Source organism: Streptomyces sp. NPDC050610 (assembly GCF_040654875.1).
Taxonomy (GTDB): domain Bacteria; phylum Actinomycetota; class Actinomycetes; order Streptomycetales; family Streptomycetaceae; genus Streptomyces.
This window is the reverse complement of record NZ_JBFAIV010000027.1, coordinates 84,967-99,516: the sequence shown is the minus strand read 5'-3', so window position 1 is coordinate 99,516 and position 14,550 is coordinate 84,967. Positions and strand designations below refer to the sequence as shown.

At 72.6% G+C, this 14,550-nt stretch carries 14 protein-coding genes; 5 read left to right on the top strand and 9 right to left on the bottom strand.

Annotated elements, in window-relative coordinates; all coding sequences use genetic code 11:
* Positions 1–35: 35 nt before the first annotated feature.
* On the bottom strand, positions 36–695 hold the full coding sequence (locus AB0I22_RS28665) for an FMN-binding negative transcriptional regulator (protein ID WP_363133841.1): 660 nt from the start codon (positions 693–695) through the stop codon (positions 36–38).
* 42 nt (positions 696–737) lie between these two features.
* Positions 738–1,445 (bottom strand): pyridoxamine 5'-phosphate oxidase family protein, encoded by a 708-nt coding sequence (locus AB0I22_RS28660; RefSeq protein ID WP_363133840.1) that lies wholly within the window; start codon positions 1,443–1,445, stop codon positions 738–740.
* Positions 1,446–1,481: 36 nt separating this feature from the next.
* Here AB0I22_RS28660 and AB0I22_RS28655 point away from each other — a divergent pair, with 36 nt between their 5' ends.
* A complete protein-coding gene (locus tag AB0I22_RS28655) occupies positions 1,482–2,813 on the top strand; it encodes an aminotransferase class I/II-fold pyridoxal phosphate-dependent enzyme (RefSeq protein WP_363133839.1) in 1,332 nt (443 codons plus the stop codon).
* Between the two features lie 7 nt (positions 2,814–2,820).
* Here the strand turns inward: AB0I22_RS28655 and AB0I22_RS28650 are convergent, their stop codons facing one another.
* Positions 2,821–3,897, bottom strand: coding sequence for a DMT family transporter (locus AB0I22_RS28650; RefSeq protein WP_363133838.1), 1,077 nt, complete (start codon positions 3,895–3,897; stop codon positions 2,821–2,823).
* A gap of 74 nt (positions 3,898–3,971) precedes the next feature.
* On the opposite strand from AB0I22_RS28650, the gene AB0I22_RS28645 reads away from it, so the two are divergent.
* On the top strand, positions 3,972–4,880 hold the full coding sequence (locus AB0I22_RS28645) for a LysR family transcriptional regulator (protein ID WP_363133837.1): 909 nt from the start codon (positions 3,972–3,974) through the stop codon (positions 4,878–4,880).
* A 121-nt stretch (positions 4,881–5,001) separates the two neighbouring features.
* Here the strand turns inward: AB0I22_RS28645 and AB0I22_RS28640 are convergent, their stop codons facing one another.
* Positions 5,002–5,466 carry a pyridoxamine 5'-phosphate oxidase family protein gene (locus AB0I22_RS28640; protein WP_363133835.1) on the bottom strand — a complete coding sequence of 155 codons (465 nt, stop codon included), beginning with the start codon at positions 5,464–5,466 and terminating at the stop codon, positions 5,002–5,004.
* 171 nt (positions 5,467–5,637) lie between these two features.
* Between AB0I22_RS28640 and AB0I22_RS28635 the strand changes: the two genes are divergently transcribed.
* A complete protein-coding gene (locus AB0I22_RS28635) occupies positions 5,638–6,342 on the top strand; it encodes a cysteine hydrolase (protein ID WP_363133834.1) in 705 nt (234 codons plus the stop codon).
* A 54-nt stretch (positions 6,343–6,396) separates the two neighbouring features.
* On the opposite strand, the gene AB0I22_RS28630 is transcribed toward AB0I22_RS28635, so the two are convergent.
* Both AB0I22_RS28630 and AB0I22_RS28625 read right to left on the bottom strand, forming a co-directional pair.
* Positions 6,397–6,879, bottom strand: a complete 483-nt coding sequence (locus tag AB0I22_RS28630) for a Rieske (2Fe-2S) protein (protein ID WP_363133833.1) — start codon at positions 6,877–6,879, stop codon at positions 6,397–6,399.
* Positions 6,880–7,016: 137 nt separating this feature from the next.
* Positions 7,017–7,886, bottom strand: a complete 870-nt coding sequence (locus tag AB0I22_RS28625; protein ID WP_363133832.1) for an alpha/beta hydrolase — start codon at positions 7,884–7,886, stop codon at positions 7,017–7,019.
* A 119-nt stretch (positions 7,887–8,005) separates the two neighbouring features.
* Between AB0I22_RS28625 and AB0I22_RS28620 the strand changes: the two genes are divergently transcribed.
* Positions 8,006–8,788 (top strand): TetR/AcrR family transcriptional regulator C-terminal domain-containing protein, encoded by a 783-nt coding sequence (locus tag AB0I22_RS28620; protein WP_363133831.1) that lies wholly within the window; start codon positions 8,006–8,008, stop codon positions 8,786–8,788.
* A gap of 85 nt (positions 8,789–8,873) precedes the next feature.
* Here AB0I22_RS28620 and AB0I22_RS28615 read toward each other — a convergent pair whose 3' ends face one another.
* From AB0I22_RS28615 to AB0I22_RS28605, 3 genes are all read right to left on the bottom strand, one after another.
* Positions 8,874–9,980 carry a response regulator gene (locus tag AB0I22_RS28615; protein WP_363133830.1) on the bottom strand — a complete coding sequence of 369 codons (1,107 nt, stop codon included), beginning with the start codon at positions 9,978–9,980 and terminating at the stop codon, positions 8,874–8,876.
* Positions 9,973–10,290, bottom strand: a complete 318-nt coding sequence (locus AB0I22_RS28610) for a hypothetical protein (RefSeq protein ID WP_363133829.1) — start codon at positions 10,288–10,290, stop codon at positions 9,973–9,975. The genes AB0I22_RS28615 and AB0I22_RS28610 overlap by 8 nt, the downstream gene beginning before the upstream one ends.
* A gap of 186 nt (positions 10,291–10,476) precedes the next feature.
* The gene (locus AB0I22_RS28605; protein ID WP_363133828.1) at positions 10,477–12,768 is read right to left on the bottom strand and encodes an FdhF/YdeP family oxidoreductase; all 2,292 of its coding nucleotides are present in this window, start codon (positions 12,766–12,768) and stop codon (positions 10,477–10,479) included.
* Between the two features lie 486 nt (positions 12,769–13,254).
* Here AB0I22_RS28605 and AB0I22_RS28600 point away from each other — a divergent pair, with 486 nt between their 5' ends.
* The gene (locus AB0I22_RS28600; protein WP_363133827.1) at positions 13,255–14,493 is read left to right on the top strand and encodes a molybdopterin molybdotransferase MoeA; all 1,239 of its coding nucleotides are present in this window, start codon (positions 13,255–13,257) and stop codon (positions 14,491–14,493) included.
* Positions 14,494–14,550: the final 57 nt, after the last annotated feature.

Sequence of the window (14,550 nt, the reverse complement as noted above, 5' to 3'; positions counted from 1 at the left end):
CCAGGGCGGTAAGCGCGACGGAGGAGGCGCGGAGTTCAGCCGCCCGCGCCCGGGACGGTGGCCCCGCGGCGCAGCTGGTGGGCGCGCGCCGCTGCGTCGCGCGGGGCGGCGCGGGCGGCGAGGGCCGCCGCCATGCGCTGCCGCACCGCCTCGGGCTTGTGGCCCGCGTACTTGAACTTGGCCCGTACGTCCGTCACTTCGAGCCGCAGCCCGCGGATGCCGGAGAGCATCCGGCCGTACGGCTCCTCGCCGGGCGCTACGGGCGCGGAGTCGATCTCGGGCTGGAAGTGGCCGACCTGGGCCGTCAGCAGTGCGGCCTTCTCGTGCGGATCGTCCACGAGATGGGCGGTGCACCGCAGTTGTACGGCCGCGTAGAAGCTGGTGGGCACGCCGTGTTCGGGCGGTGCGCCCTCAGGGGCCTGCCAGGGGCCGGGGACGAAGACGTAGTCGTCGACGACGCTCAGCACGACCTGCGGATCGGCTTGGAGCGCGGGCCAGATGGGGTTGGGGCGGGCCAGATGGGCCAGCGCCTCGCCGTGCTCGCCCGGGGCCGGGTCGTAGGCGAAGTGCATCGGCTGTACGTGCGGCGGCTCGCCGGGCAGGCCGTTGACCGCGAGCTGGCCGAAGTCGTGTCCGGCCAGCCACCGCTGCCACTCGGTGTCGTCCAGCGCGGCGTCCCAGGGATGGATGAGCATGTCCGTGCCTCCTGTGCGAGAACGTCAGGGCCGTCGGAGCTGTCAGGCCCGTCGGAAATCGGCGAGGTAGCCCGGTACCGGAATGCCGGGCCGCAGGTCGTCGGCCGGCTGGAGCGCGCCATAGACGGGGGCGACGGGCACGACACCGCTCCAGTACGGCAGGTCGAGGTCCTCGGGCTCGTCGTTGGGCCCGCCGGTGCGGCACTTCGCCGACACCTCCGCGAGGTCGAGGCTCAGGACGGCGGTGGCCGCCAGCTCCTTGGCGTCGGCGGGCCGGCAGTCGGCGGCGCGGCCCGGCACCGCCTGGTCGATGATCGCGTCGAGGGCGGTGCGGCGCTCCGTCTCGTCCGCCACGGGCCGCGCGGTGCCGTGCACCACCACGGAGCGGTAGTTGATGGAGTGGTGGAAGCCGGAGCGGGCGAGGACGAGGCCGTCGACGTGGGTGACGGTCAGGCTCACGGGCATGCCGTCGTCGGCGCGCTGGGCCGTGCGCAGGGGGCGGGAGCCCGTCGAGCCGTGGACGTACAGCCGCTCGCCGATCCGTCCGTACAGGGTCGGCAGCACCACGGGCGCGCCGTCGCGGAGGAAGCCGAGGTGGCAGACGTACCCCTCGTCGAGCATCGCGTGCACGGACTCGCGGTCGTACGAGACGCGTTCACGGTCGCGGGAGGGGGTCGTCCGGTCCGTGCGTCCGTACGCGGTGCTCACGTCCTCCAGTCGGCGGTCTTCGTGCTGTGGGGCGGCGGTCATGGCGCGACTCCATTGTATTAGTGCATAATGCTGTTTGTGCTAGGAGAGTATCGGATCGTAGGTCGTCGCGCAGCAGAGATCTCGGCGAGCGTGGAACGGGCGGTGGGCGCCGGAGAGCTGGCCCCGGGCGAAATGCTGCCGCCCGTAAGGGAGTTGGCGGTCGAACTGGGGGTCAACCCCAATACCGTCGCGTCCGCCTACCGCGCGCTGCGCGACCGGGGCGTGATCGAGACGGCGGGGCGGCGTGGCAGCAGGGTCCGCTCTCGGCCCGCCAGCGCGCCGCGCGACCTCATGCGCGTGGAGGCGCCCGAGGGAACCCGGGACATCGCCACGGGCAACCCCGACCCGGCGCTGCTGCCGCCGCTCGGCGAGGCGCTGGCCGCTGCCGCCGCGCGCGCCGTGGCGACGCCCACGCTGTACGGGGCGCCCGGCGTCGACCCGGAATTCGAGCGGCTCGCCCGCGCCGCCTTCGACGCGGACGGCGTGCCCGACGGTCCCGTCGCCGTCACCTCCGGATCGCTCGACGCCATCGAGCGCGTACTCGACGCGCATCTCAAGCCCGGCGACGCGGTGGCGGTGGAAGACCCCGGCTGGGGCAGCCTGCTCGACCTGATCCCGGCCCTCGGCCTGCGCGCCGTGCCGGTCGCCCTCGACGACGACGGCCCGCTCCCCGGCGAGGTGGACCGCGCGCTGCGGCAGGGCGCGCGGGCGATCGTGATCACCGCCCGGGCGCAGAATCCGACGGGCGCGGCGATCGGCGCGGAGCGCGCCCGCGAACTCCGCGCCGTCCTCTCCGGCCATCCTCAGGCGCTGCTCATCGAGGACGACCACGGCCACGGCATCGTGGACGTCCCCCTGTGCCCCGTCGTGGGCGGCACGGCGCACTGGGCGCTCGTCCGCTCGGTGGCGAAGGCGTACGGGCCCGACCTGCGGCTCGCGGCGTTCACCGGCGACGTCGTCACCGTGGACCGGGTGCGCGGCCGGCTCAGGCTGGGGCCGGGCTGGGTCAGCCATCTGCTCCAGCACGCGGTGGTGGAGCTGTGGCGCACGGGGGCCGTGGACGCGCGGGCCGTCGCCGCTTCGTACGGGCGGCGGCGCGACGCGCTCGTACGGGCGCTGCGGACACGCGGCATCGAGGCGCGCGGGCGCAGCGGGATGAACGTATGGCTGCCGGTGCCGGACGAGACGGGCGTGGTCGCGCGGCTGCTGCACGCCGGCTGGGCGGTGGCGCCCGGCGCCCGCTTCCGGCTGTCGTCGGCGCCCGGGGTGCGGGTGACCGTTTCGACCATGGGCCCCGAGGAGGCGGAGCGGGTCGCGGACGCGCTGGCGTCCGCGACGGGGTGGGCGCCTACGGGGCGTTACGACTGAGGAGCGGTCATCGCCCGGCCGGTTCGGTCTTCTCGGCCTTCTCCGCCTCTTCGGCTTGCTCGGCCGCGTGCTGAGGCCCGGTCCCGGCGGGCCGCCGCCTGCTCTGGGTGAGGGCCGCGCCCGCGAGCACGATCACCGCGCCGACCGGGGTGTTCCAGGTGAGCCGCTCGCCGAGCAGCGTGACGCCCGCGGCCGTCGCGATCACCGGGGTGAAGTAGGTGACGAGCATCGCGGTGGTGGGGCCGACCTCGGCGACCAGCCCGTACTGCATCAGGAACGCGACGCCCGTGCCCAGCGCCCCGAGCGCCGCGATCGCGAGCAGCGGCACCAGCGGGAACGAGCGCGGGAAGTGGCTGAAGAGCGGCGTGGCAACGGCCAGTTGGGCGGTGCCGACCAGTAGCTGGGCGCCGGCCAGCGAGAGGTTGGAGTCGCCGGTGCCGGTGAGGGTGCGCCGGACGTAGATCCAGCCCACGGCGTAGCTGACCGCCGCGACCAGGGCCATCGCCGTACCCGCCGGGTCCTGGCCGGAGAACCCCTGCCAGGCGCCGAGCACGGTCAGCACGCCGATGAATCCGAGGCCGAGCCCCGCGAAGCGCCGCCGGGTCGGCCGGTCTTCGGACAGGGCGACGAGCGAGAGGGCCATGCCCCACAGCGGGGACGTGGCGTTGCAGATGCCGGCGAGGGTGGAGGTGATGGTGGTCTCGGCGTAGGCGAAGAGCGTGAACGGCAGGGCGTTGAGGAAGAAGGCCGCGACGAGCAGATGGGCCCAGGTGCGCCCGGCGCGCGGCAGCCGCTGCCGCTTGACGGCCAGCACGGCGACGAGGACCGCGGAGCCGAACACCATCCGGCCGAGGGAGACGTTGAGCGGCGCGTACCCGTCGGTGCCGACCTTGATGAAGAGGAAGCTGAGGCCCCAGATGAGGCAGAGGATGACGAACCGGATCCGCCAGTCGAGGGCGCCGGGGCGTGGTGCGGCGGGGGAGGAAGGGGGCGCGGCGCGGTCCGCGGTGGAGTCCGTGGCGGGGGAAGCGGCCTCGGCGGCGGAGGAGGCGGACGCGTTCCGACGGGCGGCGGTGATGCTCATGGGCTCAACGATGGTGGGAGCAATCACTTAGCACAAGCGAAATAATATGTGCTTTATCGCGTAGCATCTCTTACATGTTGAACCTTGATCGCTTGCGGACGCTGCACGCCGTGGCCCGCCACGGCTCGGTGAGCGCCGCCGCGGACGGACTGCATGTGACGACCTCGGCCGTCTCCCAGCAACTGGCGAAACTGGAGCGCGAGACAGGCCAGCAACTGCTCGCCAAGAACGGGCGCGGCGTGCGCCTCACCGACGCCGGCCGGCTGCTCGCCGACCACGCCGCCCGCATCCTCTCCCAGGTGGAACTGGCCCAGGCCGACCTGGAGGCGCAGCGCGGCGAAGCGGTCGGCGACCTGCTCCTCGGCGCCTTCCCGACGGCCGCCCGGGGCCTGTTCCCGGCCGCCCTCGCCGAACTGCGCCGCGCGCACCCCAAGCTCCGGAGCAGACTGGAGGAGATGGAGCCGGACGTGGCGGTGCCGCGCGTGGTGCGCGGCGACATCGACATCGCCATCGTCCTCGACTGGTACAACAAGCCGCTGCCGCTGCCGGAAGGGCTGGCCAAGGCCCCGATCCTGGACGACCCCGCCGACCTCGCGATGCCCGCCGACCATCCGCTCGCCGACCGCGACCAGGTGGAGTTGGAGGACTTCGCGCACGACGAATGGGTCTCCTGGCCCAAGGGCGAGTTCTGCCACGACTGGCTGATGCTGACCCTGCGCGGCAAGGGCGTCGAGCCGCGCATCTCCCACATGGCCGAGGAGCACCACACCCAACTCGCCCTGATCGACGCGGGTCTCGGCGTCGCCGTCACGCCGCGGCTCGGGCGGGGCCCGGTGCCGGCGGGGGTGCGCGTGGTGCCCGTACGGCACACCATGCGCAGGCACATCTACGCCATCTGGCGGGCGGACGCGGACCGCCGGCCGTCGATCCGGGCGGCGGTGGAGGCGCTGCGCGCGGCGGGGGCGGCGGTCGGCGACCGATAAGGGGCGGGGGCGAACGATAGAGGGCCGGGGCGGGTTACGGGCAGGGGAGTCGGGGCGGGGTCGGGGCGAGGATGAGCGGCTGGCGCAGGGTGCGGAGGGGCGCGGAGGGTCGCGGCCAGGGTCAGCGGGGCAGCTTCCGGAAGTCCCACGAGACGACGGACTCCGGCGTCAGGCGCAGCCAGGCGTGCCGGCCGTCGTACGGCATGGCGTCCAGGCCGAAGTGCTTGGCGGCGAACAGCCGCTCCGGCGCGTCGAGTTCGGGGCACGGTTCGCCGGTGCGCGGCGCCTCGCCGACGAAGACCGCCGTGCCGGACAGCTCCACGCCGCGCAGTTCGCCGTACTCCTCCCCGGCGTCGATCACGACCGCGAGCCGGGCGTCCCGCCGCAGATCGGCCCAGCGTTTGCTGCGGGTGATGGAGTACAGCCAGAGCGAGCCCTCGTGCCAGGCGAACCACAGGGTGCTGACGTGCGGCCCGCCGTCCGGGCCGACCGTCGCCACCCGGCAGGTGCGCTCCTCGGCGAGGAAGTCGTCCAGTTCCGCTTCCGACATCATGATCCGGCGGCCTCGCCGTTGCGTGAGGGCCATGTCCGCCTCCCCTTCCGGCGGCCGGCCGAGGGTGGCCGGCCTCACTTGGCTGACTATGTGTCAGGAATCATGGAGTCTCTTCCCTCTCCGCGCAATGGTCGCTAGCCTCGCCCGCTCCGGCCGGGCCGGTGCGAGGCCCGTACGCGTGGGGGAGAGTCGGGAGGATCAGATATGGCGTCAGAGACGCGGTCCGACGAGCCGTCAGGGGCACGGGCCGACGGGCCCTCGGAGGTACGCCCCGACGATCGGCTCGCCGCGCAGCTCGACCCGGCGACCACCGTGCTGCTCACCGTCGAATGCCAGCGCGGCGTGGTCGGTCCGCGGAGCGCGCTGCCCGAACTCGCCGACACCGCGCGGAAGTCCGGGGCCCTCGCACAAGTGGCCCGCCTCGTCTCGGGCGCGCACGCGGCGGGCGTACAGGTGCTGCACGCCGTCGCCGAACGCCGCCCCGACGGTCGCGGCGCGAACCACAACGCCCGCCTCTTCCGCGCCGCCGAGCGGCTGCCCGTACAGCAGCTCACCGGCACCGAGGCGGTGCGGATCGCGGAGCCGATACCGGTCGGCGAGGAGGATCTCGTCGTACGGCGCCTGCATGGGCTGTCCCCGATCGCCGGTACGGACGTGGACGCCCTGCTCCGCAACTTCGGGTGCCGCACCCTGATCGTCACCGGCGTCTCCGCCAACGTCGCCGTCCCGGCGGCGGTCTTCGACGCCGTGAACCTCGGCTACACGGCCGTCGTGCCGGCGGACGCCATCGCCGGTGTGCCCGCCGACTACACCGCGGCGATGATCCGCAACACGCTCGCGCTCGTCGCCACGGTCACGACGGCCGATTCCGTACTCGACTGCTTCCGGCGTGCGAGCGGTCGGAGGTGAGCGGGGCGGCGCAGGGGGAGGAGGCGCGCAGGGGCCCAAGGGCCCGGGGCGACCTCACCCCAGTTGGACCGAATCTCCCTGCACGGAGACCTGTGTCGCGGGCAGCGGCCGAGTCGAGGGGCCGTGCCGCACGCTGCCGTCCTCGATGCTGTACTTCGACCCGTGACAGGGGCAGTTGATCGTTCCGTTCGACACGTCGCCGACCAGGCACCCCTGGTGCGTGCAGACCGCCGAGAACGCCTTGAACCGGCCCTTCACCGGCTGCGTCACCACCACCTTCCGCTCCTTGAAGACCTTGCCGCCGCCCATCGGGATCTCCGAGGTCTTCGCGAGGGCCTGGCCGCCGGGCGGGTCGGCTCCCTCGTCGCCGGGGGTGGTGCCGGTGCTGGACCGCGGCTCTTTGGAGGCCGGATCGCCGCTGGTTTCGCTGCCGGAGCCGCCGCACGCGGCGAGCGTGGCGATGAGCCCCGCGCCGCCGGCCGCGGCGATGACGGTTCGGCGGCGCGGCGCGGCGGGCTCCTGGGGCGAGTGCATCATGGTGGGTTTCCTCTTCCGTCGACGGTTCACGGCTCTATACGGGCCTGGCGGCACGGTCGTTCAGCAGCCAGGGGGCGTACGGCCGTACGACGGCACCCTCGTACGGGGAGGGGAGGCGCGGGGCGAGATGGTGCGGATCAGCGGCCGAGTTCGGAGGCGAGCCAGGGGCGCAGGACGGGCAGGACGTTCGCGGGCTGCATGGCCTGGGTGTGGTCGAGCCCGTCCAGGACGCGTACGTCCCATCCGGCGGCTTCCAACTCGGCGCGCCGCTTTACTACCTCGCTTCCGATGCTCACGGTCACGCCGCCCCAGCGCTCGCCGTAGGCGATCTCGTCCGCCGAGCCCGCGAAGCACAGGCGGGGACAGCCGATTCCTGTCTGTGCCGCCCGGTCGTCAAAGCCCCGCAGCGTTTGGTAGAGCGTGACGAACTGCCGGGTCTGCGCCTCCGACATCGACACCTCGACGGTCGACCAGTCGTAGTCGTCGGCCGGCTGCTGGGCGCTCTGCGGAGGGCTCGGAGCCGGGCTCTGTCCGGACATCCCGTGAGCGGCCTCGGTGACGCGGAGCATTTCGGCGTAGGGGCCGCCGATGGGCGGGAAGCCGCCCATGACGAGCGCCGAGAGGCGGTCGGTGCGCAGCGCGAGCTGGAGGCCGCTCAGGGCCAGCCACGAGTAGCCGTAGTAGGCGAACCGCTGGGCTTCCGCGGCGTCCGCGACCGCCAGGAGATCGGCGGCCACGTTGCCGGGGGTCAGGGTGTCGGGCTTCGGCGCCGCCATGACGTGGCCTTCGTAGTCGAAGGCCACTACTCGGAAACGGTCGCCGAGCCCCTCTATCAGCGCTCGGCCCAGCGCGGGGTCCACGCCCCACCGGCGCATCTCCTCGGCCCGCGGGCCCTCGGCCGGACGGGGGTCGACGGGGAGCAGGACGGTGGGCCCGGTGCCGTGGATCTCCAGTGCGATGGTGTTTCCGTCGTGCAGCGTCGCTTCGGTCATGGTCGCTTCGCTCATCGTCCCTCTCCCGATCCGTCCTGGTCGGGGCGGATGCCGCCGACCGGTTCCATGGATTCCGTAGGCTGTAAAGTAATAATGAGAGGACAATAGCTTATGGTGTAAGGAGTTGCTTGCTTGTGAGTGTCATCGCCGGCCAGGGAGACGCGGCCGCGTCCATGACCCTGCTGTGGGCCGGCTCGGACGACCGCCCCCGGCGGACGGCGCCGGGGCCCAGGCCCGCTCTGAGCGTCGACGTCATCGTGGCGGCGGCGATCGCCGTGGCCGACGCGGACTCCATGGCGGGGCTGTCGATGCGCACGGTGGCCGAGCGGCTCGGGCGCACCTCCATGGCCCTCTACACCTACGTGCCGGGCAAGGCGGAACTCCTCGACCTGATGTACGACCGGGCGCACGCCGAACTGGCCGCCGACCACGCCCCGGACGGCGACTGGCGGGCCGCGGTGACGTCATGGGCCACGGAGCTGCGGGCGTTCTACCTGCGGCACCCGTGGGTGCTCCAGGTCTCCTACGCCCGCCCGGTGCTCGGCCCGCACGAACAGGCCGTACTGGAGTCGCTGGCGGGCGTCCTGTACCGCGCCGGGCTGCCGTCCCGGCCGCTGCGGGCCATCGTGAGCTCGCTGTTCCACTTCGTCCGCGGCTCCGCGCAGACGGCCGCCGAGTCCCGGCGAGCGGCGTCGGCGACCGGCGTGTCCGACGAGGAGTGGTGGGCCGGCCGCTCGGCCCTGCTGAAGGAGGTCGCCCCCGACTTCGCGGAGCGGTTCCCCATGTCCGTACGGCTGGCTACGGAGGCGACACCGATGCGCGAGGGCGAATCCTCGCCCTCGTGGGAGCAGGAGGTCGACGACACGTTCGCGGTTGGGCTGGCCGTACTCCTGGACGGCATCGCGGCCGCGCGCTGACCGTACGCCGGGCTTCGGGAGGGCTCATGGACCGGGCCCGGCCGCCGCCGGACCTGGAAGGCCCGGCGACGGAGGACGGCCGCGTTCAGCGGGCGGCGACGTGCCGTTCGAGGAAGATGCCGGTGAACACGGCGACCTTGGCGCGGAGCACCCAGGGGTCGAAGGGCTTGCCTATGTAGTCCACCGCGCCGGCGGCGTAGCCGCGGGCGGAGTGTTCGGCGTCGGCCCCCATGGCGGTCAGGAAGATGATGGGGACGTCGCGGTTGCGGCTGCGGCGTTTGATGTGGGCGGCGGTCTCGTAGCCGTCCATGTCGGGCATCTGGACGTCCATGATGATCACAGCGAAGTCGTCGTGGTCGAGCAGCGCCTTGAGTGCGTCACGGCCGGAGGAGACGGCCACCACCTCCTGGTCGAGGGTGGACAGCACGGCGTTCATGGCCAGGAGGTTGTCCGCCTGATCGTCCACGACCAGCACCTTGGGCATGCCGCGCCAGCCGGCTGCGGGGGCCGGGATCAGCGCGTGGGAACCGTTCGCCCGCTGCGCGGCCTCGATGGTCTCCAACTGGCGTTCGAGCAGCTCGCACCGCTCCTCCGCCGCCTCGTGCAGCCGCCGGGCCTCGCACAGTTCCCCCGTCAGCTTCCGCACCTCCGTCTGCAGGGCGTCGCGCTCCCGCAGCAGCCCGTCCACGTCCGGCGCGGCCTCCGCCATGGCGTCCGCGCGCGCCCGCTCGGCGGTCCACTCCGCCTCCAGCTGGCTCAGCCGCACTTCGAGGTCGGCGATCCGGTGCTGCCGGTCCAGCAGGGCGTCGCCCAGTACGTCCCCGTGGGCGGTGGTGCGCCGGGCCACCCGGTCGGCGTCGGCGAGCTGCTGCTCGATCAGCTCGACCGCGTGCTGCGGCGAGCCGCCGTTGCGCACGGCGGTCTGATGCAGCCCGCGTACGAGCTCGATGGCGGCCGGAGTAGCCGCCGTGCCCCGGTGCTCCGCCACGTCGGTGAACAGATCCAGGACGACCTCCCAGGGCGGTACGCGCGTGCCGTTGAGGTAGCGCGAGAAGGTGCCGGCATCCCGGTGGCGGCGCGCGGCGTAACGGCGCACCGACACGTTCAGTCCATCGAACAGCTCACGGAGCCTTGCCGCCAGCGCCTTGGCGTCGCTGTTCAAGTCGTCGGCCAGGGGCCGCAGGTCACCCACGCCGGCCCCCCGAACTCGCGCCGCGGGCACTTCGCGGGCCGCCTGCTGCCCTGTGCTCCCGGGCGGCCCAGTGATCTTCCGCGGCTCCCTGGCCTTCCGCGGCCCCGCGGCTTTCCGAGGTCCCGTGGCCTTCCGCCGCGACCAGCCGGTCGAAGAACAGCACCGACACCCCGACGGCGGCCGCGCCGCACAGCACGCTCCGCGCGACGCCATCGCCGGCCAGGGCTGTCAGCACCCCGGCCCCTATGCCCGTCAGCACCGCCAGTAAGAGCACCAGCGCCGACCTCAGCGACAACAGTGATCGTTCCACGCCATCCCTCTCGGACCGCGGCCGACCCGGCCGCGCCTCGTGTCCCCGAATGGCTACTCGGGGGCACGGCACAGCATGGAGCGCTCGGCGCGCGTTGCGCCCGGCAACACCGGCACTGGCGGATTCTGGCAACGTTTGACGGATGTTGCCGGGCCATAGCAACGCCGGTTCACACCCCCGGCGGAGTCACGCGGCGTCGGCGACAGGCTCCAGACGGACCACGACGCCCTTCGAGGTGGGGCAGTTGCTGATGTCGGCGACGCTGTCGAGCGGCACCAGGACGTTGGTCTCCGGGTAGTACGCGGCGGCCGATCCCCGGCTGGCGGGGTACGCGACGACCGTGAAGCCCTCCGCGCGGCGCTCCTTCCCGTCGTGCCAGACGCTCACCAGGTCCACCGTGCCGCGGTCGGCTACGCCCAGGGCGTCGAGGTCGGCGGGGTTGACCATCACGATGCGGCGGGCGTTGTGAATGCCGCGGTAACGGTCGTTCGGCGCGTACCAGATGGTGTTCCACTGGTCGTGCGAGCGCAGGGTCTGCAACAGCAGATGGCCCTCGGGGACATGCGGCATCGTGAAATCGTTGCGGGTGAAGACGGCCTTGCCGCTCGGAGTGGGGAAGACCCCTTCGTTCGGCGGGTTGGGCAGCCGGAAGCCGCCCGGCACGGACACCCGGGCGTTGAAGTCCTCGAAACCCGGCACGACGCGGGATATCCGGTCGCGAATGGTGCCGTAGTCCGCCTCGAATTCCTTCCAGGGGATGTGCGGCATATCGCCGAGGGTCCTGCGCGCCAGCCGGCCGATGATGGCGACTTCGCTGAGCAGATGCGGAGAGGCGGGCGGCAGCTTTCCGCGCGAGGCGTGGACCTCGCTCATGGAGTCCTCGACGGTGATGAACTGCTCGCCGGTGGCCTGGAAGTCCCGGTCGCTGCGGCCCAGGGTGGGCAGGATGAGGGCCGTGTCGCCGCAGACGGTGTGGGAGCGGTTGAGCTTGGTGGAGATGTGCGCGGTGAGCCGGCACCCCCGCATCGCCTCCTCGGTGATCGCGCTGTCGGGGGTGGCCCGTACGAAATTGCCGGCGACGCCGAGGAAGACCTTCGCGCGGCCCTCGTACATGGCCCGGATGCCGTTCACCGCGTCGAGGCCGTGCCGCGTGGGCGGGGTGAAGCCGAACTCGGTCTCCAGGGCGTCCAGGAACTTCTGCGGCATCCGCTCCCATACGCCCATGGTGCGGTCGCCCTGCACATTGCTGTGGCCGCGCACCGGGCACGCGCCGGCGCCGGGCTTGCCGATATTGCCGCGCAGCATCAGGAAGTTGATGACTTCGCGGATGGTGGGGACGCCGTGCTTGTGCTGGGTGAGGCCCATCGCCCAGCACACGATGATCCGCTCGCTCTTCAGGACCCGCTCGTGGACCTGCTCGATCTCCTCGCGGGAGAGCCCGGTCGCCTCCAGGATGTGTTCCCAGGAGATCTCGCGCGCGTGCTCGGCGAACTCGGCGAAGCCGGTGGTGTTCCGCTCGACGAAGGAGCGGTCGAGCACGGTGCCCGGCGCGGCGTCCTCGGCTTCGAGCAGCAGCAGGTTCAGCGCCTGGAACAGGGCGAGGTCGCCGCCGGCGCGGATGTGCAGGAACTGGTCGGCGATCTGCGTGCCGCGGCCGACCACCCCGCGCGGCCGCTGCGGGTGCTTGAACCGGTTCAGCCCGGCCTCGGGCAGGGTGTTGACCGCGACGATCCGGCCGCCGTTGCGCTTGGTCTCCTCCAGCGCCGACAGCATCCGGGGGTGGTTGGTGCCCGGATTCTGCCCCACGACGAAGATCAGATCGGAGTTGTGGATGTCGTCCAGCGAGACGGTGCCCTTGCCGGTGCCCAGCGTCTCCGACATCGCGGAGCCGCTGGACTCGTGGCACATGTTGGAGCAGTCCGGCAGATTGTTCGTGCCGTACGCGCGGGCGAAGAGCTGGAGGAGGAACGCGGCCTCGTTGTTGAGCCGGCCGGACACGTAGAAGAGGGCCTCGTCGGGGGAGTCCAGCGCCTTGAGCTCGTCGGCGAGCAGGCCGAGCGCCTCGTCCCAGCCGATCGGCTCGTAGTGGGTCGCGCCGGGCCGCTTGACCATGGGTTCGGTCAGCCGGCCCTGCTGGTTGAGCCAGTAGTCGGACTTCGCGTCCAGCTCGGCGATCGAGTGCTCGCGGAAGAAGTCCGGGGTGACGCGGCGCGAGGTGGCCTCGTCGTTGATGTGCTTGGCGCCGTTCTCGCAGTACTCGTTCATGTGCCGCTTGCCCGCCGCGGGCTCGGGCCAGGCGCAGCCGGGGCAGTCGATGCCCTTCGCCTGATTGATGTTCAGCAGCGTCAGCGCGGTGCGCCGGGGGGACGTCTGGCTCAGGGAGTACTCCAGCGCGTGCACCACCGCGGGCACACCCGTCGCCCAGGTCTTGGGCGGGGTGACCTTCAGGTCGTCGCTCGGGTCCTCGTTGCCGCTCATGATCTGGTCCGCCTCGTTTCCCTGTTTACCAGCCGGGATCGTGCGCCGAATCTTCGCGGTGTGTGCGTGTGCGTATACGCGTGTGTATGCGGGCGCGCCGCCCGCGGATATCCGGCTCCCAGTGCGGAAGTCAGCTTCCGTCGGTCACCGGGAAAATGTCAAAGAGGTTGCGTGAATGACGCGATAGACGCGACTTATCAAACAGTCTTTCCCGCCGCCGTGCCGGGCCGGGAGGGCTTTGCTGGTACGGTCGGGCCGGTCTTGGGAGGGCACGATAACCGCCATCGATCGGCCGATCGACAGCCTCTCTTTGACTCGTCCTGGGAATTCACCGAGGGTTGTCCGCGGGCGAATTTCTCGTTCCGGATTTCGGCTCTTTCGGCTCTTTCGGCTCATGATTTCCGGTTTCCGGTTTCCGGTCTGCGGATTCTGGCTTCGGGGGCGAGGCCATCAGGGATGAGCCATAGCGAGTCGCATAGGGAGCGCATGACCGTGGTACGTACGAGCACACTGGAGAGCGCGACCCGGCGGGCCGCCACGACGTGGGAAGAGGCCAGGTCGGCCGCCCAGAGCTGTGTTGTACGCCCGTCGCCGGTCGTCGTCCGCGATCTCGGCGACGCGCTCGGCCACGCTCTCGCCGAACCCCTGACGGCGCTCACCGACCTGCCGTCGTTCGACACCTCCGCGATGGACGGCTGGGCCGTGGCCGGGCCGGGCCCGTGGCGGCTGAGCGGCGGCGGCGTGCTGGCCGGCGGGCGGCCCGAGCCGCTGAGCGGCGGTACGGCCGTGCCCATCGCCACCGGCGCCCCGCTGCCGGCGGGAGCGAGCGCCGTGCTGCGCCGGGAGCACGGGGAGACCGACAAACGCGACGGCACGCTGCTCGACCGTTCCGCCGGTCCCGGACCGGTGGCGCCGGGCCGCGACATCCGGCCCCGGGGCCAGGAGTGCCGTGCGGGCGAACCGCTGCTCCCCTCCGGTACGACCGTGACCGCGACCGTACTGGGCCTCGCGGCGGCGGCCGGGTACGACCGGCTGACCGTGCACCGGCGCCCCACCGTGGAACTCCTGGTGCTCGGCGACGAGTTGCTGGAGTCCGGCCCGCCGCGCGCCGGCCGGGTCCGCGACGCGCTCGGCCCGCTCCTGCCGTCCTGGCTGCGCGATCACGGCGCGCGGGTGACCGAACGCCGCCGGGTCTCGGACGACTTCGGACTGCTGCGGGAAGCCGTCCGCGACTCCACCGCCGATGTCGTCGTCACCACCGGCAGCACCGCCGCCGGACCGGTGGACTTCCTGCACGACGCGCTCGCCGAGGCGGGCGCCCGGCTGCTGGTCGACTCCGTCGCCGTACGGCCCGGCCACCCCATGCTGCTCGCCGAACTCCCGCCGGCCGCCGACGGCCGGCCCCGCCGCCTCGTCGGTCTCCCCGGGAACCCGCTGGCCGCCGTGGCCGGCACGGCGACCCTGGCCGTACCGCTGCTGCGCCGCCTCGGCGGACACGCGGACGCGGAGCCGCTCCGGATGACCGCCGCCGTTGCACTGCCAGGGCACCCCCGGGACACCCGGCTGGTGCCGGTGCGCCGCATGGGGCACGAGGTGGCGCCGCTCCCGTTCGACGGACCGGCGATGCTGCGCGGGCTGGCGCTCGCCGACGGCCTCGCGGCGGTCCCGCCCGGCGGCGCGGGGGCGGGGGCCGACGTCGAGATCCTGGAGGTGCCCGGACGGTGAGCGCGCGGCGCGTACGTCCGTCCGTACCGTGAGCGCGGCGGGCGCATTGGGCCTGTG

Coding starts and splice junctions, on each gene's coding strand:
- AB0I22_RS28665 (WP_363133841.1), bottom strand. CDS start 695: ATGCTCATCCATCCCTGGGACGCCGCGCTGGACGACACCGAGTGGCAG.
- AB0I22_RS28660 (WP_363133840.1), bottom strand. CDS start 1,445: ATGACCGCCGCCCCACAGCACGAAGACCGCCGACTGGAGGACGTGAGC.
- AB0I22_RS28650 (WP_363133838.1), bottom strand. CDS start 3,897: ATGAGCATCACCGCCGCCCGTCGGAACGCGTCCGCCTCCTCCGCCGCC.
- AB0I22_RS28645 (WP_363133837.1), top strand. CDS start 3,972: ATGTTGAACCTTGATCGCTTGCGGACGCTGCACGCCGTGGCCCGCCAC.
- AB0I22_RS28640 (WP_363133835.1), bottom strand. CDS start 5,466: ATGGCCCTCACGCAACGGCGAGGCCGCCGGATCATGATGTCGGAAGCG.
- AB0I22_RS28635 (WP_363133834.1), top strand. CDS start 5,638: ATGGCGTCAGAGACGCGGTCCGACGAGCCGTCAGGGGCACGGGCCGAC.
- AB0I22_RS28630 (WP_363133833.1), bottom strand. CDS start 6,879: ATGATGCACTCGCCCCAGGAGCCCGCCGCGCCGCGCCGCCGAACCGTC.
- AB0I22_RS28625 (WP_363133832.1), bottom strand. CDS start 7,886: ATGAGCGAAGCGACCATGACCGAAGCGACGCTGCACGACGGAAACACC.
- AB0I22_RS28605 (WP_363133828.1), bottom strand. CDS start 12,768: ATGAGCGGCAACGAGGACCCGAGCGACGACCTGAAGGTCACCCCGCCC.
- AB0I22_RS28600 (WP_363133827.1), top strand. CDS start 13,255: ATGACCGTGGTACGTACGAGCACACTGGAGAGCGCGACCCGGCGGGCC.